23 protein-coding genes and 1 pseudogene are annotated in these 26,768 nt (G+C 59.1%); 17 read left to right on the plus strand and 7 right to left on the minus strand.

What is annotated here, in order from left to right:
• The 11 genes and pseudogenes from atpG to ACIO0C_RS00055 all read left to right on the plus strand — a co-directional run.
• Positions 1–847 (plus strand): annotated as a pseudogene (atpG, locus tag ACIO0C_RS00005) (F0F1 ATP synthase subunit gamma); the annotation flags it as partial.
• Between the two features lie 27 nt (positions 848–874).
• Positions 875–2,254: a F0F1 ATP synthase subunit beta gene (gene atpD, locus ACIO0C_RS00010; RefSeq protein WP_401306338.1), complete on the plus strand. Its 1,380-nt coding sequence runs from the start codon at positions 875–877 to the stop codon at positions 2,252–2,254.
• A 45-nt stretch (positions 2,255–2,299) separates the two neighbouring features.
• Positions 2,300–2,725 carry a F0F1 ATP synthase subunit epsilon gene (locus ACIO0C_RS00015; protein WP_007969909.1) on the plus strand — a complete coding sequence of 142 codons (426 nt, stop codon included), beginning with the start codon at positions 2,300–2,302 and terminating at the stop codon, positions 2,723–2,725.
• Positions 2,726–2,839: 114 nt separating this feature from the next.
• A complete protein-coding gene (gene glmU / locus ACIO0C_RS00020; protein ID WP_401306341.1) occupies positions 2,840–4,207 on the plus strand; it encodes a bifunctional UDP-N-acetylglucosamine diphosphorylase/glucosamine-1-phosphate N-acetyltransferase GlmU in 1,368 nt (455 codons plus the stop codon).
• Positions 4,208–4,407: 200 nt separating this feature from the next.
• Positions 4,408–5,187: a DeoR family transcriptional regulator gene (locus ACIO0C_RS00025; protein ID WP_180202467.1), complete on the plus strand. Its 780-nt coding sequence runs from the start codon at positions 4,408–4,410 to the stop codon at positions 5,185–5,187.
• A 1-nt stretch (position 5,188) separates the two neighbouring features.
• A complete protein-coding gene (gene glmS, locus ACIO0C_RS00030; protein ID WP_401306344.1) occupies positions 5,189–7,021 on the plus strand; it encodes a glutamine--fructose-6-phosphate transaminase (isomerizing) in 1,833 nt (610 codons plus the stop codon).
• A 77-nt stretch (positions 7,022–7,098) separates the two neighbouring features.
• The gene (locus ACIO0C_RS00035) at positions 7,099–8,001 is read left to right on the plus strand and encodes a LysR family transcriptional regulator (protein ID WP_401306347.1); all 903 of its coding nucleotides are present in this window, start codon (positions 7,099–7,101) and stop codon (positions 7,999–8,001) included.
• 129 nt (positions 8,002–8,130) lie between these two features.
• The gene (locus ACIO0C_RS00040) at positions 8,131–8,757 is read left to right on the plus strand and encodes a glutathione S-transferase family protein (RefSeq protein ID WP_401306350.1); all 627 of its coding nucleotides are present in this window, start codon (positions 8,131–8,133) and stop codon (positions 8,755–8,757) included.
• A 63-nt stretch (positions 8,758–8,820) separates the two neighbouring features.
• The gene (locus tag ACIO0C_RS00045) at positions 8,821–10,851 is read left to right on the plus strand and encodes a pyridoxamine 5'-phosphate oxidase family protein (protein WP_401306352.1); all 2,031 of its coding nucleotides are present in this window, start codon (positions 8,821–8,823) and stop codon (positions 10,849–10,851) included.
• A 109-nt stretch (positions 10,852–10,960) separates the two neighbouring features.
• Positions 10,961–12,157, plus strand: a complete 1,197-nt coding sequence (locus ACIO0C_RS00050; RefSeq protein WP_401306355.1) for a DUF3142 domain-containing protein — start codon at positions 10,961–10,963, stop codon at positions 12,155–12,157.
• Complete coding sequence (locus tag ACIO0C_RS00055) at positions 12,144–14,273, plus strand: hypothetical protein (protein ID WP_401306358.1); 2,130 nt, start codon at positions 12,144–12,146, stop codon at positions 14,271–14,273. The genes ACIO0C_RS00050 and ACIO0C_RS00055 overlap by 14 nt, the downstream gene beginning before the upstream one ends.
• A gap of 3 nt (positions 14,274–14,276) precedes the next feature.
• On the opposite strand, the gene ACIO0C_RS00060 is transcribed toward ACIO0C_RS00055, so the two are convergent.
• A complete protein-coding gene (locus tag ACIO0C_RS00060; protein WP_401306360.1) occupies positions 14,277–14,906 on the minus strand; it encodes a LysE family translocator in 630 nt (209 codons plus the stop codon).
• A 146-nt stretch (positions 14,907–15,052) separates the two neighbouring features.
• Here ACIO0C_RS00060 and ACIO0C_RS00065 point away from each other — a divergent pair, with 146 nt between their 5' ends.
• Positions 15,053–15,526, plus strand: coding sequence for an Lrp/AsnC family transcriptional regulator (locus ACIO0C_RS00065; RefSeq protein WP_401306363.1), 474 nt, complete (start codon positions 15,053–15,055; stop codon positions 15,524–15,526).
• A gap of 109 nt (positions 15,527–15,635) precedes the next feature.
• On the opposite strand, the gene lpdA is transcribed toward ACIO0C_RS00065, so the two are convergent.
• Positions 15,636–17,036, minus strand: coding sequence for a dihydrolipoyl dehydrogenase (gene lpdA / locus ACIO0C_RS00070; protein WP_401306366.1), 1,401 nt, complete (start codon positions 17,034–17,036; stop codon positions 15,636–15,638).
• 321 nt (positions 17,037–17,357) lie between these two features.
• Between lpdA and cfaB the strand changes: the two genes are divergently transcribed.
• Entirely contained in the window at positions 17,358–18,542 is a 1,185-nt protein-coding gene (gene cfaB, locus ACIO0C_RS00075; protein WP_401306369.1) for a C17 cyclopropane fatty acid synthase CfaB, read from the plus strand.
• Here the strand turns inward: cfaB and cls are convergent.
• The gene (cls, locus tag ACIO0C_RS00080) at positions 18,539–19,978 is read right to left on the minus strand and encodes a cardiolipin synthase (protein WP_401306371.1); all 1,440 of its coding nucleotides are present in this window, start codon (positions 19,976–19,978) and stop codon (positions 18,539–18,541) included. The genes cfaB and cls overlap by 4 nt on opposite strands.
• A gap of 133 nt (positions 19,979–20,111) precedes the next feature.
• Between cls and ACIO0C_RS00085 the strand changes: the two genes are divergently transcribed.
• A complete protein-coding gene (locus ACIO0C_RS00085) occupies positions 20,112–20,633 on the plus strand; it encodes a DUF3617 domain-containing protein (RefSeq protein WP_401306373.1) in 522 nt (173 codons plus the stop codon).
• A 58-nt stretch (positions 20,634–20,691) separates the two neighbouring features.
• Here ACIO0C_RS00085 and ACIO0C_RS00090 read toward each other — a convergent pair whose 3' ends face one another.
• Both ACIO0C_RS00090 and folE2 read right to left on the minus strand, forming a co-directional pair.
• Positions 20,692–21,591 carry a His/Gly/Thr/Pro-type tRNA ligase C-terminal domain-containing protein gene (locus tag ACIO0C_RS00090; protein ID WP_401306375.1) on the minus strand — a complete coding sequence of 300 codons (900 nt, stop codon included), beginning with the start codon at positions 21,589–21,591 and terminating at the stop codon, positions 20,692–20,694.
• A 196-nt stretch (positions 21,592–21,787) separates the two neighbouring features.
• Complete coding sequence (folE2, locus tag ACIO0C_RS00095) at positions 21,788–22,684, minus strand: GTP cyclohydrolase FolE2 (protein ID WP_401307319.1); 897 nt, start codon at positions 22,682–22,684, stop codon at positions 21,788–21,790.
• Between the two features lie 92 nt (positions 22,685–22,776).
• Between folE2 and zigA the strand changes: the two genes are divergently transcribed.
• The gene (gene zigA / locus ACIO0C_RS00100; RefSeq protein WP_401306378.1) at positions 22,777–23,982 is read left to right on the plus strand and encodes a zinc metallochaperone GTPase ZigA; all 1,206 of its coding nucleotides are present in this window, start codon (positions 22,777–22,779) and stop codon (positions 23,980–23,982) included.
• A 3-nt stretch (positions 23,983–23,985) separates the two neighbouring features.
• On the opposite strand, the gene ACIO0C_RS00105 is transcribed toward zigA, so the two are convergent.
• Positions 23,986–24,342: an NADH:ubiquinone oxidoreductase gene (locus ACIO0C_RS00105; protein ID WP_401306380.1), complete on the minus strand. Its 357-nt coding sequence runs from the start codon at positions 24,340–24,342 to the stop codon at positions 23,986–23,988.
• Positions 24,343–24,368: 26 nt separating this feature from the next.
• Here ACIO0C_RS00105 and ACIO0C_RS00110 point away from each other — a divergent pair, with 26 nt between their 5' ends.
• The gene (locus ACIO0C_RS00110; RefSeq protein WP_401306383.1) at positions 24,369–25,334 is read left to right on the plus strand and encodes a CobW family GTP-binding protein; all 966 of its coding nucleotides are present in this window, start codon (positions 24,369–24,371) and stop codon (positions 25,332–25,334) included.
• Positions 25,335–25,346: 12 nt separating this feature from the next.
• Here ACIO0C_RS00110 and ACIO0C_RS00115 read toward each other — a convergent pair whose 3' ends face one another.
• Positions 25,347–25,760: a DUF3301 domain-containing protein gene (locus ACIO0C_RS00115; protein WP_274073754.1), complete on the minus strand. Its 414-nt coding sequence runs from the start codon at positions 25,758–25,760 to the stop codon at positions 25,347–25,349.
• A gap of 120 nt (positions 25,761–25,880) precedes the next feature.
• On the opposite strand from ACIO0C_RS00115, the gene pdxY reads away from it, so the two are divergent.
• On the plus strand, positions 25,881–26,753 hold the full coding sequence (pdxY, locus tag ACIO0C_RS00120) for a pyridoxal kinase PdxY (RefSeq protein ID WP_401306386.1): 873 nt from the start codon (positions 25,881–25,883) through the stop codon (positions 26,751–26,753).
• The last annotated feature ends 15 nt before the right edge of the window (positions 26,754–26,768 follow it).

Here is a 26,768-nt window from a genome sequence, read left to right on the forward strand (position 1 = left end):
AAGAGATACGCAGTAAGATTGCGAGCATCAAAAGCACGCAAAAAATTACCAGCGCCATGGAAAAAGTGGCGGTCAGCAAAATGCGCAAGGCACAAATGCGCATGGCTGCTAGCCGTCCTTATGCGGAGCGCATCCGCCAGGTTATTGGGCATCTGGCCAACGCCAACCCGGAATACCGCCACCCGTTCATGATCGACCGCGAAATCAAGCGTGTTGGTTATGTCGTAGTGAGCAGTGACCGTGGTCTGTGCGGTGGCTTGAACACCAACCTGTTCAAGGCCCTGGTCAAGGACATGGCGGTAAACCGCGAGAAAGGCGTCGAGATTGATCTGTGTGTAGTGGGTAGCAAGGGTGCGGCCTTTTTCCGCAACTTCGGCGGCAACGTCGTAGCAGCTATCAGCCACCTGGGTGAAGAGCCGTCGATCAACGACTTGATCGGTAGCGTCAAAGTGATGCTGGATGCTTACCTGGACGGCCGTATTGACCGCCTGTCCGTGGTGTCCAACAAGTTCATCAACACCATGACGCAACAGCCTACCGTGGAGCAATTGATTCCACTGGTGGCAACCCCGGATCAAGACCTCAAGCACCACTGGGACTATCTCTACGAACCGGATGCCAAAGAGCTGCTTGACGGCTTGATGGTCCGCTACGTTGAGTCGCAGGTCTACCAGGCGGTGGTCGAGAACAACGCGGCTGAACAAGCTGCGCGGATGATCGCAATGAAGAACGCTACCGACAACGCCGGTGATTTGATCAGCGATTTGCAGCTGGTCTACAACAAGGCGCGTCAGGCTGCGATCACCCAAGAGATCTCGGAATCGTCGGCGGCGCTGCCGCGGTTTAACGGTTCAAATATTCAGAGGATCCAGCTATGAGTAGCGGACGTATCGTTCAAATCATCGGCGCCGTTATCGACGTGGAATTTCCACGCGACAGCGTACCGAGCATCTACAACGCGCTGACAGTTCAAAGCGCGGCCGCAACCACCCTGGAAGTTCAGCAGCAGCTGGGCGACGGCGTGGTTCGCACCATTGCGATGGGTTCCACCGAGGGCTTGAAGCGCGGTCTGGAAGTGACCGACTCTGGCGCAGCCATCTCCGTACCGGTCGGTAAAGCGACCCTGGGCCGGATCATGGACGTACTGGGCAACCCGATCGACGAAGCTGGCCCAATCGCCACCGACGAGCGTTGGGGCATCCACCGTGCAGCGCCTTCGTTCGCTGAACAGGCAGGCGGCAACGACCTGCTGGAAACCGGCATCAAGGTTATCGACCTGGTTTGCCCGTTCGCCAAGGGTGGTAAGGTCGGTCTGTTCGGTGGTGCCGGTGTAGGCAAAACCGTAAACATGATGGAACTGATCCGTAACATCGCCATCGAGCACAGCGGTTATTCCGTGTTCGCCGGTGTGGGTGAGCGTACTCGTGAGGGTAACGACTTCTACCACGAGATGAAGGACTCCAACGTTCTGGACAAAGTGGCACTGGTTTACGGTCAGATGAACGAGCCGCCGGGTAACCGTCTGCGCGTAGCACTGACCGGCCTGACCATGGCCGAGAAGTTCCGTGACGAAGGTAACGACGTTCTGCTGTTCGTCGACAACATCTATCGTTACACCTTGGCCGGTACTGAAGTATCCGCACTGCTGGGCCGTATGCCTTCTGCAGTAGGTTACCAGCCGACCCTGGCTGAAGAGATGGGCGTTCTGCAAGAACGTATCACTTCGACCAAGGAAGGTTCGATCACTTCGATCCAAGCGGTATACGTACCTGCGGACGACTTGACCGACCCGTCGCCAGCGACCACTTTCGCCCACTTGGACGCCACCGTCGTTCTGTCCCGTGACATCGCTTCCCTGGGTATCTACCCAGCGGTAGACCCACTGGACTCGACTTCGCGCCAGCTGGACCCGAACGTTATCGGCCAGGACCACTACGACACCGCTCGCGGCGTTCAGTACGTTCTGCAGCGTTACAAAGAACTGAAGGACATCATTGCGATCCTGGGTATGGACGAGCTGTCGGAAGCCGACAAGCAGTTGGTAAACCGTGCTCGTAAGATCCAGCGTTTCTTGTCGCAGCCGTTCTTCGTGGCTGAAGTCTTCACCGGTGCATCGGGTAAATACGTTTCCCTGAAAGACACCATTGCTGGCTTCAAAGGCATCATCAACGGTGACTACGACCACCTGCCAGAACAAGCGTTCTACATGGTTGGCGGCATCGAAGAAGCGATCGAGAAAGCCAAGAAACTGTAATCCCGGCGCCCGGTAACGGGCGCTAATTTAGGTTGAGGCAATCAGATGGCTATGACAGTCCATTGCGATATCGTCAGCGCGGAAGGGGAAATCTTTTCCGGTCTGGTCGAGATGGTGATTGCGCACGGTGCACTGGGTGATCTTGGTATCGCCCTGGGTCACGCGCCGCTGATCACTAATCTGAAGCCAGGTCCGATCCGCCTGGTCAAGCAGGGCGGGGAAGAGGAGGTGTATTACATCTCCGGTGGTTTCCTCGAGGTTCAGCCGAACATGGTCAAGGTTCTTGCCGACACCGTGCAACGTGCTGCCGACCTGGACGAAGCTTCCGCTCAGGAAGCCGTCAAGGCTGCCGAGAAGGCCTTGCATGAGCGGGGCGCGGAGTTCGATTACGGTTCCGCCGCCGCACGTCTGGCCGAGGCCGCAGCTCAGCTGCGTACCGTCCAGCAGATCCGCAAGAAGTTCGGCCACTAAGGCGGCGCTTGTTGTGTGATTGATTAAAAAGGGTAGCCTCGGCTACCCTTTTTTCTTTTCCGATATTCACCACGTTGGTCGCAGCCGCTGACCACCCAGGATTGGTAGCCAGTCATGTCTCTTGAAATCGTTATCCTCGCTGCTGGCCAGGGCACCCGCATGCGTTCGGCCCTGCCGAAAGTCTTGCACCCGATTGCCGGCAATTCGATGCTCGGCCATGTTATCCACAGCGCCCGTCAACTTGATCCACAGCGCATTCACGTGGTGATTGGCCATGGTGCCGATGTGGTACGCGAGCGCCTGGCCGCCGACGATCTGAACTTCGTCCTTCAGGATAAACAATTGGGTACCGGTCATGCCGTGGCCCAGGCTGTTCCCTTCATCAAGGCCGACACCGTGCTGGTGCTTTACGGTGATGTGCCGTTGATTGAAATCGAAACCCTGCAGCGTTTGCTCAAGCTTGTAGTTCCCGGGCAGATGGGTCTGCTCACCGTCGAGCTGGATGACGCAACCGGTTACGGTCGCATCGTTCGCGACACTGATGGCAAGGTCTCTGCCATCGTCGAGCACAAGGACGCCAACGAAACCCAGCGCGCCATCAAGGAAGGCAACACCGGCATCCTCGCGGTGCCGGCCGATCGCCTGGCCGACTGGACGGGCCGCCTGTCGAACAACAACGCGCAGGGCGAGTACTACCTGACCGACGTGATTGAAATGGCAGTCAGTGACGGTCTGGTGGTGGCCACCGAACAACCCCACGACCCCATGGAAGTGCAGGGCGCCAACGACCGCAAGCAGCTTTCCGATCTCGAGCGTCATTATCAGCTGCGCGCCGGCCGTCGCTTGATGGCCCAAGGCGTGACCCTGCGCGACCCGGCCCGTTTCGATGTTCGGGGAGAGGTCAGTGTGGGTCGCGATGTGCTGATCGATATCAACGTGATCCTCGAAGGCAACGTTGTCATTGAAGACGACGTGGTCATCGGCCCGAACTGCGTGATCAAGGACAGCACCTTGCGTAAAGGCGTGGTGATCAAGGCCAACAGCCATATCGAAGGGGCGATACTCGGTGAAGGCAGCGATGCCGGTCCGTTCGCGCGTTTGCGTCCAGGCACCGTGCTGGAAGCGCGGGCGCATGTGGGTAACTTCGTCGAGTTGAAAAATGCTCACCTGGGCGAAGGTGCCAAGGCAGGCCACCTTACCTATCTGGGCGATGCCGAAGTGGGCGCGCGCACCAACATCGGTGCCGGCACCATCACCTGCAACTACGATGGCGCCAACAAGTGGAAAACCGTGTTGGGCGAAGATGTATTCATCGGTTCCAACAATTCGTTGGTGGCACCTGTGGATATCTTGTCTGGTGCGACAACAGCAGCCGGTTCGACTATTACCTCCACTGTGGATAAAGCACAGTTGGCGGTAGCCCGTGCTCGCCAGAAGAACATCGACGGGTGGAAGCGTCCGGAGAAGCTCAAGAAGAGCTAAGTTATCCACACATCAATGCTCGGAAGGAGTTATTCACAGGGCATAACCTGTCAATAATATTAACCGGCAAGTCTCGCTCCCTTCAGGAGGCTTGCTGTTAATAATTTTATCCACAGGGTCTTTTGCTCACTCCGCGCTTGACGAAATTTCACTGATAGGGTTTGATTGCTTTCGTTATCTTTCGAATCGAAACTTATCAAATCATGTCGAAGCGCAATACACCTCAACGACGCCACAACATCCTTGCCTTGCTGAACGAGCAGGGCGAAGTCAGTGTGGATGAGTTGGCCAAGCGTTTCGAAACCTCTGAAGTTACGATCCGCAAGGACTTGGCGGCTCTTGAGAGCAATGGTCTGTTGCTGCGTCGTTATGGCGGCGCGATCACCCTGCCTCAGGAACTGGTGGCTGACCTGAGTCAACCAGTCTCCAGATACAAGCAGGCCATTGCCCGTGCAGCCGTCGCGCGGATTCGCGAACATGCACGCATCATCATAGACAGCGGCAGCACCACCGCATCGATGATTCCGGAATTGGGCCAGCAACCGGGCCTGGTGGTGATGACCAACTCCCTGCACGTCGCCAACGCCTTGAGCGAACTTGAGCATGAACCGGTGCTGTTGATGACCGGCGGTACCTGGGACCCGCATTCCGAGTCCTTTCAGGGGCAGGTCGCCGAGCAGGTACTGCGCTCCTACGATTTCGATCAATTGTTCATCGGTGCCGATGGTATTGATCTGGTCCGCGGTACAACCACCTTCAACGAATTGCTGGGGCTTAGCCGGGTCATGGCCGAAGTCGCCCGTGAAGTGGTCGTGATGGTGGAGGCCGACAAGATCGGCCGCAAGATTCCCAACCTGGAGCTGCCCTGGAGCAGCGTCCATACCCTCATTACCGATGATCGTCTGTCGCTCGAAGCGCGGGATCAGATTAAAGCCCGCGGTATCACTTTGATTTGCGCGGCTGTCAGTCAGGAGAAATAACATGTGTGGAATTGTCGGCGCAGTTGCAGAACGTAACATCACCGCCATCCTGGTCGAGGGCCTCAAGCGCCTGGAATACCGTGGGTACGACAGCGCGGGCGTAGCGGTGTACACCAACGATCAAAAGCTCGAGCGCGCACGTCGCCCGGGCAAAGTCAGCGAACTTGAACTGGCCTTGGCCGAAGAAGCGCTGATCGGCCGACTGGGCATTGCCCACACTCGCTGGGCCACTCACGGTGCACCGTGCGAGCGCAACGCGCATCCGCATTTCTCTGGTGATCTGGCAGTGGTGCACAACGGCATCATCGAAAACCACGAAGCCCTGCGCGAACAGCTCAAGGCCCTGGGTTACGTCTTCACTTCGGACACTGACACTGAAGTCATCGCCCACCTGCTGAACCACAAACTCAAGGACATTCCTGACTTGGCCGAGGCCCTCAAGGCAACGGTGAAGGAACTGCAAGGTGCTTACGGCTTGGCGGTGATCAGCGCCAAGCAACCAGATCGCCTGGTAGCAGCCCGCAGTGGCAGCCCGCTGGTGATCGGCCTGGGCCTGGGTGAGAACTTCCTGGCGTCCGACCAATTGGCGCTGCGTCAGGTGACCGACCGTTTCATGTACTTGGAAGAGGGTGATATCGCCGAAATTCGACGCGACAGCGTGCAGATCTGGGATGTGAGCGGCAAGGCTGTCGAGCGCGAGACCGTGCAGTATCGCGATGGTGCCGAAGCGGCTGAAAAAGGCGAGTTCCGCCATTTCATGCTCAAGGAAATCCATGAGCAACCGTCCGTGGTGCAGCGCACCCTGGAAGGTCGTTTGAGCCCGAACGGTGTGCTGGTACAAGCTTTCGGCCCACAGGCCGCCGAGCTGTTCGCCAAAGTGCGCAATGTGCAGATCGTCGCCTGCGGCACCAGCTATCACGCCGGCATGGTTGCCCGTTACTGGCTCGAAGAACTGGCCGGCATCCCGTGCCAGGTCGAAGTCGCCAGCGAGTTCCGCTACCGTAAGGTCGTGGTACAACCCGACACCCTGTTCGTGACCATCTCCCAGTCCGGCGAAACCGCCGACACCCTGGCGGCGCTGCGCAATGCCAAGGAGCTGGGTTTCCTCGCCAGCCTGGCCATCTGCAACGTCGGCATCAGCTCGCTGGTGCGTGAATCCGACCTGACTCTGCTGACCCAGGCCGGTCGCGAAATCGGCGTGGCGTCTACCAAAGCCTTTACCACGCAATTGGTGGGTCTGCTGTTGCTGACCCTGTCCCTCGGCCAGGTCCATGGCTCGTTGGCTAAAGGCGTTGAAGCAACGCTGGTCGAAGAGCTGCGTCGCTTGCCAGCCCGTCTGGGTGAAGCGCTGGCAATGGACGGCACCGTGGAAAAAATCGCTGAACTGTTCGCCGAGAAGAATCACACCCTGTTCCTGGGACGCGGTGCGCAGTTCCCGGTCGCGATGGAAGGGGCCCTCAAGCTTAAGGAAATTTCCTATATCCACGCCGAAGCCTACCCGGCTGGCGAACTGAAGCACGGCCCGCTGGCGCTTGTGGATAACGACATGCCAGTGGTGACCGTGGCGCCAAACAACGAACTGCTGGAGAAGCTCAAGTCCAACCTCCAGGAAGTCCGCGCCCGTGGTGGCGAACTGATCGTCTTCGCTGACGAGAAGGCCGGCATGACCAATGGTGAAGGCACGCACGTTGTGCACATGCCGCACATCCACGACATCCTGTCGCCGATCCTCTACACCATCCCGCTGCAGTTGCTGTCGTACTACGTGGCCGTGCTCAAAGGTACCGACGTCGACCAGCCACGCAACCTGGCGAAATCGGTGACTGTGGAATAAGTTATCCACAGCGATCGAACCTAAAAAAATCGCAGCCTTTGGTTGCGATTTTTTTTATCAGAATCGAGGACACGCCCATGGACCGCTTCCAGGAAATGCAGGTCTTCGCTGCCGTCGCCCAGGACCAGGGCTTTTCGGCGGCGGCACGGCGGTTGGGTCTGTCGGCCGCCAGCGTTACTCGGGCGGTGGCGGCGCTGGAGAAGCGCATTGGCACGCAGTTGCTTACGCGCACTACGCGTAGTGTGTATTTGAGCGAGGCGGGGCAGCGTTATCTGGAGGACTGTCGGAGAATTCTGGCTGAAGTGCAGGAAGCTGAGGATTCGGCGGCAGGCAGTCACGCCCAGCCCCGTGGGCAGCTGACGATTACGGCGCCGGTTTTGTTCGGCGAGTTGTTCGTCACTCCGCTCATGGTGAGTTTTCTCACGCAATTTCCCGACGTGACGATCAATGCGCTGCTGGTAGACCGGGTAGTGAGTGTCGTCGAGGAGGGGGTCGATGTGGCCATCCGCATCGGTGAGCTGCCTGATAGCAACCAGCATGCGATTCGGGTGGGAGAAGTGCGACGGGTGATCTGTGCATCGCCGCGGTTTCTGGCTATCCATGGTCGGCCAAAACATCCACAAGAGCTGGCTCAGGCGCCGATTATCGCGACGTCCGCCATCGGACAGTTGAAACACTGGCCCTTCCTCGAGCGCGGCGAGCCACTGAGTGTGCGGGTAGAACCGCGGCTGACCGTGACAGCGAATCAGGCAGCGATTACCGCGGCCGCGCTTGGGCTGGGTTTCACGCGGGTTCTGTCCTATCAGTCGGCAAGCAAAGTGGCGGCAGGGGAGCTGGAAATCGTTCTGGCGGATTTCGAAATGCCACCATTGCCCATCCATGTGCTCTATCAAGGCGGGCACAAGGCTGCGGCGCGCGTTCGCAGTTTTGTCGATTTTGTGGTGAAGGCACTGCGCGAACATCCGGCGTTGCAGGACTGATGATTTGTTTCACTGGATGAAATAATGGATTGCGTTTGCTGGTTATTCTGTTGTTTTGGTGGCTGGGGGAAGATGACCGCCATCGGTGCTGATCTCTTCCGACAGCGCCACTGACCAGCGGAGTCGACCATGCAAGCCATCAAACTCTACAACTTCCCACGTTCCGGCCACGCGCATCGTGTGGAGCTGATGCTTTCGTTGCTGCAGCTGCCGACCGAATTGATCTTCGTCGACTTGGCCAAGGGCGAGCATAAAAAACCTGAGTTCCTGGCCCTCAACGCTTTTGGCCAAGTGCCGGTGCTGGACGATGAAGGTGTGGTGTTGGCGGATTCCAATGCGATCCTGGTCTATCTGGCACAAAAATACGGTAAAGGTCGGTGGCTGCCAGCCGATCCGGTCGGTGCTGCCAAAGTGCAACGCTGGTTGTCGGCCGCTGCCGGACCAATTGCCTTTGGCCCCGCCCGGGCCAGGCTGATCACCGTTTTCGGTGCGCCGTACAATCCTGATGAAGTGATTCCTTACGCCCATAGCGTGCTCAAGGTGATCGATCAGGAACTGGCCAACACACCTTTCCTGGCGGGCAGCGAACCAACCATCGCCGACGTGGCTGCCTACAGCTACATCGCCCATGCACCGGAAGGCAATGTGTCGCTGGACGACTACGCCAACATTCGCGCCTGGTTGGCAAGGGTCGAAGCCTTGCCCGGTTTTGTTGGCATGCCGCGCACTGTCGCCGGCCTGCAAAAAACTGCCTGATGTTTTTCGCCCGACGCTATCGGGCCCTTCACGCTGTGCCGATGGCGCAGGGGAGAAGCCGCTATGGATCATTCACCGTGGCATGCTGGCGAGAAAGAGTTACAGGCTCACATCGGTGTCAGTGAGCGAATGGATATACTCGGGCGCAGGGTGATTCGCGACGAGATGCCTGATCAACACCGCACCTTCTATCAGCAGCTTCCGTTCATGTTGTACGGCGCGGTTGATGCTGACGGTCGTCCTTGGGCCAGCGTGCTTGAAGGTGAACCGGGCTTTGTTCATTCACCCGAACCAGGATTGTTGAACTTCAGCAGCTTGCCGGCTGCCGATGATCCCGCGCAGTTGAGCGCGGGGGCGGCGATCGGGCTGCTGGGGATTGAGTTGCATACCCGGCGCCGTAATCGCATCAATGGCCATATCGGTGCAATGACCGCCAGCGAATTTGCAGTGACGGTGGATCAGTCCTTTGGTAATTGCCCGCAGTATATCCAATTGAGGCAGTTCCGCTCGGTACCCCTGGCAGATCCGGCAACACGTCCCGCGCAGCAATTCAATGAACTGGATGATGCGGCCAAGGTCATGATTGCCGAGGCGGACACCTTCTTTGTCGCGAGTTTCGTGGACGTCGATGGCGTACGGTCGGTGGATGTTTCCCACCGTGGCGGTCAATCGGGTTTTGTCCAGGTGGAAGGCAATCGCCTGACCATCCCGGACTTTGCTGGCAACCTGTTCTTCAATACCTTGGGCAACCTGCTGATCAATCCAAAGGCCGGGTTACTGTTCATCGATTTCAATTCCGGTGACCTGCTACACCTCAGCGGGCGCACTGAAATAATTCTTGAAGGGCCGCAGGTTGAGGCATTTCAAGGCGCCGAACGTTTGTGGATGTTCCACGTGGAACACGTTGTGCGTCGTGCCGCTGCACTCGGTTTGCGCTGGCGCTTTGACGGTGTTTCGCCCACCAGTTTGCTGACGGGAACTTGGGAACAGGCCAAGGCGCGCTTGCAAGCCAAGACTTTGGGCGATCAATGGCGGCCGCTGCGGGTGGTGCGGATCGAAACGGAAAGCCAGCACATCCGCTCGATATATATGGAGCCAGCCGACGGCGCCGGATTGCCCTTGTTTCAGGCCGGGCAGCATTTGCCGCTGCGCTTCAACATTGATGGCGAAACCCATATCCGCACCTACAGCCTGTCGAGTGCACCATCGGATGACTTTTTCCGTATCAGCGTGAAGCGTGACGGTCGGGTGTCTTCGCACCTGCATGAGCAGGTTCGTGTCGGTGACCTATTGGAGGCACGGGCGCCCCAGGGTCATTTCACAGTGGCTCCCCATGAGCGTCGGCCGCTGGTGTTGTTGGCCGCTGGCGTGGGTATTACGCCGCTGCTGTCGATGCTGCGTGAGGTGGTCTATCAAGGCTTACGTACCCGCCACATCCGGCCGACCTGGTTCTTCCAGAGTTCACGCTCGTTGGCCGATCAGCCGTTTCGTGCCGAGGTGGATCGCTTGCTTGAGCGTGCCGGCGACGCGGTGAGGGTGGTGCGCCTGCTCAGCCAACCTGAGCCCGAGGCGCGGGAGGGCGAAGACTTCGATTTGACCGGGCGAATTGATGTCGCTCGGCTTTCGGAACTGCTCGAAGTCGAGGACTACGATCAGCTGGATTTTGTGCTTTGCGGCCCCGGCAGTTTTACCCAGGCGTTGTACGACGCCTTGCGCGAACTGGATATTCGCGATGCGCGGATTCACGCCGAAACCTTCGGTCCCTCAACGTTGCGCCGTCGGCCCGACCCTGACGCCGTAGTCATCGAACAACCGCCAGCGGCTACCACCGCAGTGCCGGTGGTGTTCCAGCGCTCAGCCAAGGAGGCTCGCTGGCAACCGGATGGCGGCAGTCTGCTGGAGCTGGCGGAAAGCCGCGGCTTGCACCCGGAATTCAGTTGCCGTGGCGGCTCCTGCGGCACCTGTCAGACACGGCTGATCAGTGGCCAGGTCCATTATCCACAGCCGCCAGCGGAGGTACCGGGTGAAGGTCAGGTGCTGATTTGTTGCGCAGTTCCGGCTCAAGGCGCCCAGCCTTTGGTCCTGGATCTCTGAGAGATCGTTGCAGGAGCCATTGCCCGAAGGTCGATGGCTGAGTAGGGTAGGGAGTACGAAAAAGGGCCGAGAAAGGCCCTTTGTGCATGTCAGGGACAGGCGTTTTTTCATGGTTTTTCTCACTCGCGTGATCATCACGCTGACGGCGCTCGCGCTGCTTGGTGGTTGCGAGCAGCACGATGCCCCGCCACTCGATCAGCAACTCTATGTCTGGCAACGACAATGGACTCCGGCGCATGACGCTGCGTTGCGGGACAGTCGCGCTGATTTCTCCACCTTGCGGGTGCTGGCACTACAGGCCTTCCCTCAGGCGGGCTGGAGTCGTGCGCGGATTGATCCTGCGCTGCTCAAGCGGGATGGCCGGCCATTGATTGCGGTGGTTCGCCTGGATGGCCAACTCAAGTCGCTGGATCAGGACGAGGTCATGGGGCAGATCCAGCAACTGATCAGCGATTGGCAGGGGCAGGGGCTGGTTCTCGCCGGGGTGGAAATCGACCACGATGCGGGCAACGCTCGGCTACTCACCTACCGCGAATTTCTTGTGCGCCTGCGTTCTGCTCTGCCAGCGCCCATGGCCTTAAGCATCACGGCATTGCCCGCGTGGCTCGACAGTCAAGAGTTGCCGGCGTTGTTATCCACCGTCGATAGCAGCGTGTTACAGGTACATGCCGTGAGCGATCCCCGGCGCGGTTTGTTCGATCCCGACCTCGCTCACCAATGGGCAACGGCCTGGAGTCGCATCACGTCGAAACCCTTTTTCCTGGCCCTGCCGGCCTATGGCGTCGCGTTGTTGCCGAGTGTCGGTGGCGCGCCGATGGTGGAAAGCGAAGTAGCGATTGAACGTAACGGCAAGCGCCGGGAGCTGTTGGCTGATCCACTGCAATTGAGCAAGCTTGCTGCCCGGTTGCGCGCGGATCCGCCGACTCATCTGGCCGGCTTGATCTGGTTTCGCCTGCCTTTGGACGGCGACCGTCGAGCCTGGAGCCTGGCGACCTTGCGAGCGGTGTCGCGTGGTGAAGTTCTTGGGAGTCATCTGGCACTGAATCTTTCGGAGCGCGGAGGCCTCTATGACATCGGTATCACCAATGAGGGCAACCTCGACAATGCCTGGCCCGAGCGCGTGACGCTGGCGGTACAGGGTTGCGAGGGGGCCGATGCGCTGGCCGGTTATACGTTGCAACAAGAGCCGAACCTGCTTACCTTCACCCGCCTGCGCGACGGTCGGATAGCGGCTGGCGGACAGCGCGCCATCGGTTGGGCGCGCTGTGCAACCATTGATCAAGGAGCTTCGAATGTTCACCCGTAACTGGCCCCGTCACTTGCTCTGTCTGAGCCTTGGCCTGACATTGCCGGCCATGGCGTGCGGGCCGGATTTCCCCATGCGGCTGCTGGACAATCGAGGTCAATCCCTGGCGGAGTTGCCGGAAGGCAATTTCAGCTTCGAGGTGAGTCGCATCGGTCATGCGATTGCCGGTCTCAAGCCTGTTACGGCAGCCACCCTTGTCCCTGGCGCAGCCTATGGAGAAGCCTCGGCTCATGTTGAACAGCGGGATCAGGCCGAGCAGGTTGGTTTGACCCATGAGCAGCAGGCGCAGGTGAAACAGTTGCGTGAGCTCTCCGATGCCCGCCAGGTTGAAGCACAGGGTACGAGCCTGCCCGCCGAGCTCAAGTTGTATCTGGCGGGCGCGGTGGCGTTCAATGCCGGCGACCAAGCACTGGCTGCCGAATACTTCCGCCAGGTGCTGGCGCTGCCCGCCGATCAACGGGCATTGCGCAGCACCTGGGCTGCCTACTCGCTGGGGCGGGCATTGTTCGCCATGAGTTCGCAGGCCGATGCGGCTCCCGACCTGCTGGAACAATCGCGCAAAGCCTTCGAGCAAACGCGTCAGCTGAGCATCGACGGTTTCAGCGACCCGCTGGAACTGGGCGTCGCCAGTCTCGGTGAAGAAGCTCGCGTGGCGCGGACGGCGGGTGACTGGAACCGCGCCGTCGAACTCTATGCCACGCAAAACCTTCAGGGGTCGGCCGTGGGCTACACCTCGTTGAAGCTGTTGATGGCAGATCTGGCTTCGCTGCCTGAGGATCAACTGTCCGTGCTACTCAAGGGTCAGCCTGTGCAGCAACTGGTGACCGCCTCCTTGATCAGTCGGCTGGGCTGGTCATTCGGTGATCAACCACCGAACGAGCAAAAACTGATCAAACTGTTGCAGAACAGCACGCGCGGCAGCCTCGACAATGCGGACCGTCTGGCCGCGATGAACTATCAACAGGGCGACTTCAGCAGCGCCAAAGCCTTTCTCGAGCACGCCGGCGAGGGCGGCCTGGCCTGGTGGCTGCGGGCCAAACTGGCGGTGCGCGATGGCGATAAAACGGCGGCTGCGGCGGCGTATGCCAAGGCAGCCAAGGCCTTTCCGCAGAATGAAACCTGGGGCGATCGGAGAACGCCGGACTTCGATTTCGAAACCCTGCAACCCAAGTGTCGGGTCGAGGGCGAAAGTGCGATCCTGGCTCTGCAACGCGGGGATTATCTGCAGGCGTTCGACCAGTTGTACCGTAGCCAAGGCATCTATTGGTTCGATGCGGCCACTGTTGCCGAGCGTGTCCTGACGCTCGATGAACTCAAGCACTACGTCGACACCCAGGTACCGCCACCGCCACCACTCAGTCAGCAGGACCTGGACAACTACGTGCCCCTGCCTGTGGCGGCGAGCCTGCGCAATCTGCTTGGGCGGCGTTTGTTGCGCGAAGGACACTACGAGCAAGCGCCGGCTTATTTCGATAACGATGGCTTGCGCCACAAAGCCAGGCTGTACGGCCAGCAACGGATGGCGGCGGATTCGGCATGGTGGCCGACGCGACGTGCCGCGGCACTGTTCAATGCTGCCTGGACCGCACGTGAATGGGGGATGGATATTCTCGGTTATGAAATGGCGCCGGACTACGCCACGTTCGGGGGCAACTTCAGCCTTGAGAGTGCTGAACTCAAGGTCGGGCCGCTGGTAGCCGAGGACGAAGTGAAGCGTCAGCTAGCCAGCGCTGCCCAACCCGATCAGCGTTACCATTATCGCTTCGTGGCAACGGCACTGGCCAGCCGTGCTGCCGACAATCTGCCGCACACCAGCCAGGCGTTCGCCGCTGTGCTGTGTGAAGCGGCCGGCTGGAACAGCAGTCTTGAAGAACAAAGTGCGCTCTACCAGCGATATGTCAAAGAGGGGCCATTCGTGGAGTGGGCGGCGGACTTTGGGCATCAATGCCCGTATCCCGACTTCGAGAACGCCGACAAGCGCTATGTCACCCAGGCCACCGACGCTACTCGCTCGGCCCTGCGGCCGTACAAGACTGCTCTGCAGATAGGTGTCGTGCTGGTGGTCATGGCGGTGGCGCTGGTGCAGGTCAAGCGCCGCCGCCGCAAGGTGCGATAAGGTTCAAGCCTGTTGAACAAAGGTCAGCCGCACGGCGAAACCGATCAACAGGCTACCGAACAGCCATTGTTGCAGGCGCTGGGCGCCGGGGCTGCGTTGCAGCCAACGACCCAGCGCGGCGCCGGTCAAGGCGTAGGTGCTATCGAACATCAAACCGACACCGACCAGCACCAGTCCCAGGATCGCAAATTGTGCGAGTACCGGTCCGTTGAGTGGATCGATGAACTGCGGCAGCAACACCGAGCAGAACAGCAGCGCCTTCGGGTTAAGCAGGTTGGTCAGTAAACCGCGGCGGATCGCTTCGCCCCAGCGTGGTTCTTCGTCCGTTGCACCTGGACCGTTCAGGCTAGGCAGCATCGTCGTTCGCAAACATTGAATGCCGATCCACAGCAGATAAGCGGCACCGACCAGGCGCACCACGTCAAAGGTCCAAGGAGCGGCCTTGAACAATGCCGCCAACCCCAACGCCGCCAGCACTACATGACAACCGCGGGCGATCCCCAGGCCGACCGCCGTGGCCAGCGCAGCGCCTTTGCCCTGACGGGCACCTGTTTGCAGCAGCAGGATCATGTCCGGGCCGGGTAACAGATAGACCACTGCCAGCGCCATGAAAAACAGCCCGAGTCCCGCCATGTTGCACCCCTGTCCGTTGTCGATTCAGTAGGGCTAGTCTAGAGCCAGGTAGCAGGGCATGTGCTTGCGTAGTTCGCTTCTAAAGCTGTCTGATTTGGCATAACCTGCCAACAAATCACAGCTCAGCCAGCAGGATCTGCCAAACGATGAAACTGGATGCCTACGACCGCAAGATTCTCGCCGCGCTGCAACGGGATGGTCGCCTGAGCAATGTGCAGTTGGCTGAAGAAATTGGTCTGTCTGCTTCGCCATGCTTGCGCCGGGTGCGGATGCTAGAGGAGGCCGGAGTGATTCGTGGTTATCAGGCCAATTTGGATCGCGATGAAGTGGGGCTCGGGCTGACTGTGTTCGTCGGGGTGAAAGTCGAGCGCCATAACGATGAACAGGCTGAATCTTTTCGCTTGGCCGTGACCGCATTGCCGGAGGTGATTTCGGCGTTCCTGGTGTCAGGTGAGTCGGATTTTCTGTTGCAAGTGGTGGTACCGGATTTACGCGCCTACGACCGGTTTCTAACTGGGTGTTTGTTGACGCTGCCAGGTGTGAGCGATATCCGCAGCAACTTTGCGATTCATACCGTGAAGACGCCGGGAGCGTTGCCGTTGGGGCATTTGCCGCTTTAGGCCGCGCTCGCAAGCTCGCTCCCACAACTGATCCGTGGCGTTCACAAAATCACTGTGGGAGCGAGCTTGCTCGCGGTGGCGATAGATCAATCACCGCCAATTTCCAGGCCTACATCTGCGTCGCCATCCCCTCCACATTCATCGCGGCCTGGCGCAAGGCTTCGGATCGGGTGGGGTGTGGATGGCAGGTCAGGGCAATGTCTTCGGCGGATGCGCTGAACTCCATGGCCACGCAATATTCGCCAATCATTTCACTGACGCTTGGCCCCACCAGATGCACACCGAGGATTTCGTCGGTACGCTCATCGGCCAGTACTTTGGCGAATCCTTCGGTTTCATGATTGATCTTCGCCCGGCTGTTGGCGGTAAACGGAAATTTGCCGACCTTGAATGCGCGACCTTCGGCCTTCAACTGTTCTTCGGTCTTGCCGACGCTGGCCAGCTCCGGCTTGGTGTAGATCACGTTGGGGATCAGATCGTAGTTGACCTCACCTGCCTTGCCGACGATCTGTTCGACACAGGCCATGGCTTCGTCTTCAGCCTTGTGGGCAAGCATCGGTCCGGAGGTGACGTCGCCAATCACCCAGACGCCCGCGGCTTCGGTACGGTGCCCCTTGTTGGCGAGCATGCCGCGTTTATCGGTGGCGAGACCGACGTTCTCCAACCCCAGACCTTGGGTATAAGGCCGACGTCCAATCGCCACTAGCACGTAATCGGCCTCCAGGGACTCGGCGGTGCCGCCCGCGGCGGGCTCGACGCTGAGCTGCACACTGGTTGCGGATGTCGTGGCGCTGGTCACTTTTGAACTCAGTTTGAAACTGATGCCTTGCTTGCTCAATGAGCGTTGCAGCGTTTTGCCTGCTTCGCCGTCCACGCCCGGGCAGATCCGATCGAGGAATTCGACCACGGTCACTTGCGCCCCCAAGCGCCGCCAGACCGAACCCAGCTCCAGCCCGATCACCCCGGCGCCAATCACCACCAAGTGTTTTGGCACTTCAGTCAACGACAGTGCGCCGGTGGAATCGAGGATGCGTTGGTTATCGATGTCCACGCCGGGCAGGGGAGTGGGTTCGGAACCGGTGGCGATGATGATGTCTTTGCCGATCAGTTCAGTCTTGCCGCCGGCGTTATCCGTCACGGTGACTTTGCCCGGCCCGTCGATGTGGCCCCAACCCTTGATCCAGTCGACCTTGTTTTTACGAAAGAGAAACTCGATGCCCTTGGTCAGCCCGGTCACGCTTTCGTCTTTCTGTTTCATCATCTGCGCGAGGTTAAGGGTCGGTTTTACCTCGATGCCCAGATTGGCGAATTCCGCACCCATAGCTGCGTCGTAGAGTTCAGAAGCGTGCAGCAATGCCTTGGACGGCATGCACCCCACATTCAGGCAGGTGCCGCCGAGCGTGGCGCGACCTTCTACACAGGCCGTTTTCAAACCTAGCTGGCCAGCGCGGATTGCCGCGTTGTAACCGCCAGGGCCGCCGCCCAGAATCACGACGTCATATGTGCTCATGAATGTACTCCTGTAAACGAGGACGGAAGGGTAAAAGGTAGCTCGTTTCGAGGTATCTCGTTCAAAGGTTCCACGTGGAACAAATATGTAATGAGCAATTCCTGAATTGAACCAGGGGTAGGTTTTATTGGCTTGGAAAATTTTCAGAACTGCATGCCGGGTTTGCTGTCATTAATGCTGAGGGTCTGTCATTTAGTGGATTCGCGGTGGATAAGACTGCCCCCTCGGGAATCATAGAAATTGGCTATTAATTCGATAGCCAGCTATTTTTCAAGGATGGTCTAACCTCTCAGCAGACGTCTGAAACAAGGGGAATTTTCCATGCTCGCGCAACTTCCACCGGCCTTACAGAATCTGCAGCTACCGCTACGCCTGCGACTCTGGGACGGCCATGAGTTCAATCTGGGGCCGACGCCCAGTGTCACAATTGTGGTCAAGGACCCACAAATGGTCACCCAGTTCACCCATCCTAGTTTGGACGCGCTAGGGGCTGCGTTCGTCGAGGGCAAACTGGAACTGGAGGGTTCCATCAGCGATGTGATCCGTGTCTGTGATGAGTGGAGCCAAGCATTGCTCGGTGATCTCGACAGTCAGCCTGTGCGCACCGTCCACGACAAGGAAACAGACGCCAAGGCGATCTCCTACCATTACGACCTCTCGAATGCCTTTTATCAACTGTGGCTCGACAGCGACATGGCGTATTCCTGCGCGTACTTCGAGACGGGCAGTGAGTCCCTTGAACAGGCCCAACAAGCAAAATTCCGTCACCTGTGTCGCAAGTTGCGCCTGCAACCCGGCGAATATCTGCTGGATGTCGGCTGCGGTTGGGGCGGGCTGGCCCGGTATGCGGCCCGTGAGTTTGGCGCGAAGGTGTTCGGTATTACCCTCAGCAAGGAACAACTGGCCCTGGCCCGGGAACGCGTAAAAGCGGAAGGGCTGGAGGATTTGGTCGAGCTGCAGTTACTTGACTACCGCGACCTGCCTCAAGACGGGCGCTTCGACAAAGTGGTCAGCGTCGGCATGTTCGAACACGTCGGGCACGCGAACCTGGCCGAGTATTGCAAAACCTTGTTCGGCGCGGTGAAAGAGGGCGGGCTGGTGATGAACCACGGAATCACCGCCAAGCACACCGATGGTCGCCCGGTGGGACGCGGTGCCGGGGAGTTCATCGAGAAGTATGTGTTCCCCAACGGCGAGCTTCCGCACCTGTCGATGATCTCTGCCGAGATCAGTGAAGCAGGGCTGGAGATCGTCGATGTCGAGAGCCTGCGCCTGCATTACGCACGGACCCTGGATCACTGGAGCGAGCGTCTGGAAGACAACCTGGAGGCCGCCTCGAAACTGGTGCCGGATCAAGCCCTGCGCATCTGGCGCCTGTACCTGGCCGGTTGTGCCTATGCGTTCGCCCGTGGCTGGATCAACCTGCACCAGGTTCTCGCGGTGAAGGCCCACGCCGATGGCAGTCATGAGCTGCCTTGGACGCGAGACGATATCTACAATCCCTAGAGGATGGGTGAAATAAGCCGGGCGACCCGCATGCCGACCTGCTGCAAGCGATGGGTCTCCCGGCCTTCTTCCTTGGCGATTTCGTGAGCCTGGTCAAAGTCGTCGTTGAGCATCTGCTCCACCTTGGCAGCGAACGCCCTGTCGACCGTCAGTAACATCACTTCGAAGTTCAATCGAAACGAACGGTTGTCCATGTTGGCGCTGCCAATGGCGCTGATTTCACTGTCAATCAACACCACTTTCTGATGCAGGAAACCGGGTTCGTAGCGGAACACCCGCACACCGGCGCGCACGGCTTCAAAGGCATAGAGGCTGGAAGCGGCGTAGACGATTCGGTGATCAGGCCGCGACGGCAGCAGAATGCGCACATCCACCCCGCGCAAGACTGCCAATCGCAACGCAGCGAGCACCGCTTCATCGGGGATGAAATACGGGCTGGTGATCCACACCCGTTCGGTCGACGCGTGAATCGCTTCGACGAAGAACAGTGAGCAGGTTTCGTAGGCATCCGCCGGGCCGCTGGCAAGCATTTGGCACAGCACTCCGCCGTCCGGATAAACCTGCGGCAGGATCAGCTGCGGTAATTCGCGAGCCGCCCAGAACCAGTCTTCGGCGAAGGACTCCTGCATGCAGGCCACCACCGGCCCCCGTACTTGCACATGGGTATCGCGCCAAGGTGCCAGCGGTGGTTTCTCGCCCATGTATTCGTCGCCAACGTTGTGGCCTCCCACGAAGCCAAGGATGCCGTCGACGACCACGATCTTGCGGTGGTTGCGAAAGTTGACCTGGAAGCGGTTGAGCCAGCCGCTACGGGTAGCGAAGGCTTTGACCTTGACACCGCCATCGCGCAGCGACTGGACGTAACCGTGGGGCAGGGAGTGGCTGCCGATTCGGTCGTAGAGCAGGTAAATCACCACGCCTTCGCTGGCCTTGTGCAGCAGCAGGTCACGCAGGCGTCGGCCCAGGCGATCATCGTGGATGATGAAGAACTGGACCAGCACGGCTTCCCGGGCCTGGTTGATGGCCTGGAAAATCGCCTCGAAGGTCGCCTGCCCATTCACCAGCAAGCGCACTTCATTGTTTGCCAGGCAAGGCATGCGCCCCAGTTTCGGCATCGCCCTCAGCGACGCGTAGGCGCTGGATGCGCGAGCGGTGAGGGCTTCCTCCACCCATGGCCGCCAGTTGAGCTCGGAGACCGCCTTGCGCATCTCCTCGTTGGCCTGGCGCCGTGCCTTGATGTAGCCGTCGAAGGAGCTGCGGCCGAATACCAGATAGGGAATGAGGGTCAGGTAAGGCATGAACATCAGTGACAAGGCCCAGGCAATCGAGCCTTGTGCGGTGCGGACGGTCAACACGGCATGGATTGCCGCGATCAAGCCCAATGAGTGCAGCAGGGCGATGACATAACCAAAGACATGCGGTCCAAAATAATCCATGGGGGGCAGCCTTGCTCCTGAAGATTCAATGCTTAACAGACCATGTTCCGTGCAGAATGTCGCTATTTAATTGGCCCATGAACCGAAGCCCGTCGGCGACGTCTAACGGCCACTACTGATCAGGAGTTACTCGATGAACGTTCGTCTGCTGGGTTTGGCCATGGCATTTGGTTTGGCACTTCCTGTGGCTGCTCAGGCGCAGATGCTTCAGCCAGGTTTGTGGGAATTGACTTCGAGCAACATGAAAGTCGATGACCAGAACCTGCCGGATCTGCAACTGATCCTGGGTCAAATTCAAAGCCAGATGACCCCTGAACAGCGCGCGCAGCTGGAAAAACAGGGCATCACCATGGGTGGCAAAGGGATTCGGGCGTGCTTGACCCCAGAGCAGGTCAGGAGCGACAACATTCCGCTGACCGACCCACAATCGGGCTGCAAACAGGAAATCACCGAGCGCACCGGCAACCAGTGGAAATTCCGCTTCAGCTGCCCGAAAGCCCAAGGCGCGGGTGTTGCCACCTTCCTCAGCGATCGTGAGTTCACCACCAAGGTCAATGGTACATTCAACGCCACCGGCATCCAGCAGAAGGGTAGCCTCGATACCCGCGCGGTCTGGTTGGGGCAGGATTGCGGCACCGTGAAGCCAAGAGCCTAAGCGTTATCGAGCAAGCCTCGCTCTTGTTTGGTAGGAGCGAGGCTTGCCCGCGGACCTTTCAGTCACCTGAAATCCCTGGCTGACCCAACCACTCACACACCGCCTCAACTTTCATCCTGCCGAAATCCTCCCCGTTGCGATTGCGCACGCTGACATACCCGCCAGCCCTTTCCTGTTCACCGACTACCACCAGGTACGGCACCGTCTGACTGTGATGACGAATCTTGTGGCGAACCTTTTCGTTGCGCAGGTCTGCCAAGGCGCGTACGCCGCTTCGGCGCAGGCGTTCGGTGACCGCGTGGGCGTAGCTCGTCTGGCGCTCATCCATGGTGACGACCACCACATGGGCCGGCAGGCGCCATTGCTGAAGCTCCTGGTGGCTGGACCAACAGGTGCCATAGATGCGTTGCTGCAAGGTCCCGTTGATGTGATCGAGGGCAAACGCCTGTAAGACCCTGGTGGTGGGCACATGCGGGCCGCTCGTCAAATAGTCGGTGTCTGCGAGGCGATACAGCGACAGATCGGCGCGAGACGGGGAGTGGCTGCGACTGCGGCGAATCGAGTGGTTGGCCGCCGCCAATGATTGCATGCGCGCTTCGATCAGCGGCAAATCAGCAGTCCGGATTGGGCGCTCGACACTGAACTCGCAATAGAACCCGTCACCCAGCGACGAGCCGGTTCGCAATTGAGCATGGGAATGCATTTGCTTGACCGCCATCGCCAACATCAGCGAACACGAGCGCCGGAGAATCTCCAGGCCATCGGGTTCCTGGGGTGTAATGATGCTGACCCTGGCATTGGTCCGGATCACGAACTCACAGTCCACCAACAGACCGTCCACCCGACCCGCTACCGCAGCGTTGGCCAGCCCGGGGCCAATACTCGCGGCAACTTCATGCACGGACAGCGGTTGATCGTATTCACGCAATGAACCATCGGGCAGAGTGATCTGGATCATGATTGTTGTTCTCGAATGCTTCGATCACATGCGTCAGCGGATTAACCTTAGATCCAAACCCCGGTCGCTGTCATGTAGACGTTTGTCGTGCCCACTTAAAACTCTTTTCACAAAGCCCTGTAGACGCGCAGAAGATTGCTTGTCGATGCGCGATACATGCTTGGGTCCACATTCCGGCGCAAAGCCTGGAAACGCATTATACGGCCTCCCAGTTCCAGCGACTTTCGGCAATGGCATCGTGGGCATGCAGACTTTCAGCATGGATAACGCGTATCTGAAAGCCGCTGATGCCGGGTGAGCGTTTGAGGGCCAGGTTCAAGCGTCGAGCGGCGTCTTCGCAGAACATCAGGTTCTGCCCATTGGCCAAGGCGAACGCCTGTTCATCAGCGCGTTTGACGGCAGTCTGCACCGCGGTGCCGAGCGCTGCTTCGGCGTCGTTGATGACTGCGATAAGTGGCAGCTCATCCACGCACTCGTGCAAACGCAAACTCAAGTGCGCCGTGCTGCGTTGACTGTGGGGCGTCGCGACGATGCCCTCAGGGGAGCCGAGCCAAGCCAGCACCTCGGCGTGATGCAATGTCCGGTTGGCAAAATCATCGACGAATTGCTGTTGAATCAGTTGACGGGAAAGCGCGGCTGAGCAAGGACAGGTTGAGGAATAAGGCAGCGCGATTTTAAGTTCCACGTGGAACATATGGTTTTTCAAACGGGCTTCGATGCTGACGGGATAGCTTTTCCAGCCAGCCAAAGGACTGAGCAGAGCCGGTCTTTTCAGTAGTAGATCGGTGTGAATGTTCAGGTAGGCGCTGTTTGATAGCCCTGCGTGACTGCTCAGGAAACAGTGCAAAACCCGTCCCAGCAAGCTGGGCGAGAGCGGCTCTTGCTCAAGCGTTTCCAGCGCGAGATACAACCGCGACATATGAATACCGCGTGCCTCGCCGTTATCGAGGCTTACACCGGCATCGACCGTTGCAGGCAATTTTTTGCTATCGAGCAAAACAGGAAGAGCAATGCCACACATGCCCACCCACTCCAGGGGCAGGGCTTGGCGTGAGGCCTGCGTGGCGATGTCCGGCAGAGTCAGTGCGTTCATGAGGAAATCCATCGTGGAAACGTGATTGCAATGTTATATGATAACATCAAGCCAACGATAGATTTTTATGAATGGCCTGTGAGGAGCCTCTGATGCCAAATCGCCTTCCCGTGACCGTCCTTTCGGGCTTTCTTGGAGCAGGAAAAAGTACACTTCTTAATTACATACTACGTAATAGAAATGGCCTGCGCGTTGCCGTTATCGTCAACGACATGAGTGAAATCAACATCGACGGCAGCGAAGTCCAGCGCGACGTCAGCCTCAATCGTGCGCAAGAGAAGCTGGTGGAAATGAGCAATGGCTGCATCTGCTGCACGTTGCGTGAAGACTTGCTGAAGGAAGTCGGCTCACTCGCCCGGGAGGGTCGTTTTGATTACCTGTTGATCGAATCAACCGGCATTTCAGAACCGTTGCCAGTGGCGGAGACATTTACCTTTCGTGATGAAAACGGCCAGAGCCTCACCGACATCGCCCGGCTCGACACCATGGTTACCGTGGTCGATGGCATGAATTTCCTGCTCGACTTTCAGGCTGCCGAAACCCTGGCTTCCCGTGGCGAGACGCTGGGGGAGGGGGATGAGCGGGCGATTACCGACCTATTGATCGAGCAGATCGAATTCGCCGACGTCATCCTGATCAGCAAGATCGACTTGATCAGCAGTCGTGAACGCGAGGAGCTGACGGCAATTCTCAAACGCCTCAACGCTCAGGCGCAGATCATCCCGATGGTCATGGGCGAAGTGCCGCTGGAGAAGATCCTCGATACCGGTCGCTTCGACTTCGAGAGAGCGGCGCAGGCGCCGGGCTGGTTGCAGGAACTGCGCGGCGAACATGTGCCGGAAACCGATGAGTATGGCATCGCCTCCTACGCCTATCGCGCGCGTCGCCCCTTCCATCCGCAGCGCTTCTTCAATTTCATCGACGGCCCGTGGCTCAATGGCAAGCTGCTGCGCTCCAAGGGTTTCTTCTGGTTGGCGAACAAACACACGGACGCCGGCAGCTGGTCCCAGGCCGGCGGGATGATGCGTTATGGTTTTGCCGGGCGTTGGTGGCGGTTCGTGCCGAAGGACCAGTGGCCGCAGGACCAGGAAAGCACCGCCGCCATCTTGCAGAACTGGGACGCTGATAGCGGGGATTGCCGGCAGGAACTGGTGTTCATCGGCCAGAACATTGATTTCGCGCAGCTTGCCGCCGAGCTGGCCGATTGCTTGTTGAGCGATGAGGAGATGGCGCTGGGAGCAGAGAGCTGGTGCTCGTTGCCTGATCCGTTCGGCCCTTGGTATGAAGAGGTCGCTTGACCCTCAAGGCTTGAGCCAGGTCCCCTGGCTCTGGGCTTCGCAAAACGGCTTCAAATACGCCGCATCCGTGGCAACGCCGTAATAGTGAATATCCTGCCGGTAAGGCATATTGGCGACTTGGGCGTTGCTGCACACGCCGAACGCGCCACCAGGGCATTGGTCGACGTACTGCACCTCGACTCTCTGCCCTGCAAGGCTTGGTTGGCAGAAGCCATCGGCAAAGAGCCTTTGCGGAATATTGCGGTTTTGCTGGCAGACTTTAACGTCGAGCCGCTCCGCCTGACTGTGGACCACGCAAGCCTGGGCCAGTGCCTCGCCGCAATTGAGCGCCAGCAGCAACGACACGCCAATCCACCGCATCCTTACCTCCCTAGACACTTTCGATCATGTTGCAGAACATACCCACCCATGTCATCGCCGGGCCATTGGGGGCCGGCAAGACCAGCCTGATCAGACACCTGCTGGCGCAACGTCCCGCTGGCGAGCGCTGGGCGGTGCTGATCAATGAATTCGGACAGATCGGTATCGATGCCGCGTTGCTGACCCGTGACGCCGATGGTATCGCACTGGGTGAAGTGGCCGGGGGCTGTTTGTGTTGCGTCAACGGTGCGCCGTTTCAGATCGGCCTCGGCCGTTTGCTGCGCAAGGCGCGACCGGATCGACTGTTCATCGAGCCGTCCGGGCTGGGGCATCCGGCGCAGTTGCTCCGGCAGTTGCGTGACGCGCCGTGGCAAGGTGTCCTGAGTGTCCAACCCTGCGTTCTGGTGCTGGACGCCCAGGCGCTTGCCGCTGGCAAGCCGCTACCGCCGGCGCAACAGGAGGCACTGGAGAGTGCCGGTCTGTTACTGATGAACAAGTCGGAACACCTCGATGAAACCGCTCGCCAACGTCTCGTCGCGCAGTTGCCGGTACGCCCGTTGTACTGGGTGCAGCACGCAGCCTTGCCATTGAGCCAATTGCCTGGCCTGGACGCTCAGGCTGTGTCAGGTGTGGATAACTTCGTTGCACCCAAAGGGCTGACGCCGTTGCCGGCGATCTGGACTGATCCGGCGTTGCCGATTTGCTTGAGCCAGGCACAGGAGGGCGGTTGGAGCATTGGTTGGCGCTGGCATCCGACCCAGACTTTTGACACGGACAGGATCGCTCGGTGGCTCGCAGGCCTTGAATGGCGGCGGGCCAAGTTGGTTATCCATGGCGCCGAGGGCTGGGTGTCGGTGAATGCGCTGGATAACGCGGTGCTGGATTGGAGAAGCAGCGAGTGGCGGCAAGATTCGCGGATTGAGCTTATTTTTAGCGAGTTACAGGATGTAGAGGTGTTGAAAAAAGGCCTGGACGGCTGTCGGTTGGGGTGAAGATCAAAAGACTCAAGGCCGCCACTTGGTATGTTCCTGGCGCCACTGGCTCAATTCGATCACTTCGGCACGTGGCTTGACCACGTCGACTACCGTGGGGGTGTCGTCGAATGGCACGGGATAGGGCGCCAGTTCGATCTGTGCGCTGTGCGGGCCGAATTGTGTGATGGTACCGTTGTGGCGGGTTTCGCCGGTCACGGTGAATTCGAAGTTATACACACGGGCCAATCGTCGCCGACCATTGGCATCCTTGATGAAGGCGATTTTTTTCAATGCTACGTTGCCATCCAGCAACTCGATGCCGAGCTTGGCGCAATGCTGCTTGACCCGCTCCAGTGCGTGTTCGCGCAAGCCGTGGTTGTGCCATAGCCACGCACCCGCGGTAGCGAAAAGCATCAGCACTAGAATATTTCCGAGGGTCAGCATCAACAGGGCGCTCCAACAAGATAGTGTCAGCTTAACTGTGTCGTCGGTCTGTCGTACAGGCTGCGTTTAGTCGCATACTGCGTGGCTCGAATTTCAATCGTTTTACGGATAACTCACCGCATGAAACGTACGCCCCATCTGCTCGCTATCCAGTCCCACGTGGTGTTCGGTCACGCCGGCAACAGTGCCGCGGTTTTCCCGATGCAGCGGGTCGGGGTGAATGTCTGGCCGCTCAACACCGTGCAGTTCTCCAATCACACCCAGTATGGCCAATGGGCGGGTGACGTGTTGGCACCGCACCAGATTCCCGATCTGGTCGAAGGTATCGCGGCCATTGGCGAATTGGGCAATTGTGATGCGGTACTGTCCGGTTACCTCGGCAGTGCGGCCCAGGGCAGGGCAATACTGACGGGCGTGGCGAAAATCAAATCGATCAATCCCAAGGCGCTGTACCTGTGTGATCCGGTAATGGGCCATCCGGAGAAGGGCTGCAGCGTACCGGCGGAAGTCAGCGATTTCCTGCTGGAAGAGGCCGCCAGCGTGGCCGACTTCATGTGCCCCAATCAGCTGGAGCTCGACAGCTTCTCGGGACGCAAGCCGCAGTCGCTGTTCGATTGCCTGGCGATGGCGCGTGCGCTGCTGGCACGTGGACCGAAGGCGGTGCTGGTCAAGCACCTGGATTATCCCGGAAAAAAGACGGATGTCTTCGAGATGTTGCTGGTGACGGCCGAAGGCAGCTGGCACCTGCAGCGTCCGCTGCTGGCGTTTCCGCGTCAGCCGGTGGGCGTTGGCGACCTGACGTCCGGGTTGTTCCTGGCTCGCGTGCTGTTGGGCGACAGCCTGGTGGTGGCTTTCGAGTTCGCCGCGTCGGCGGTGCATGAGGTGTTGCTGGAAACCCAGGCCTGCGCCAGTTACGAGATGGAGCTGGTTCGGGCTCAGGACCGGATCGCCCATCCGCGGGTGCGGTTCGAGGCGACTCCGATCAGTTTGTAATCCGGTTACGGTTAA

This window comes from Pseudomonas sp. NPDC087336 (assembly GCF_044744285.1).
Classification (GTDB): domain Bacteria; phylum Pseudomonadota; class Gammaproteobacteria; order Pseudomonadales; family Pseudomonadaceae; genus Aquipseudomonas.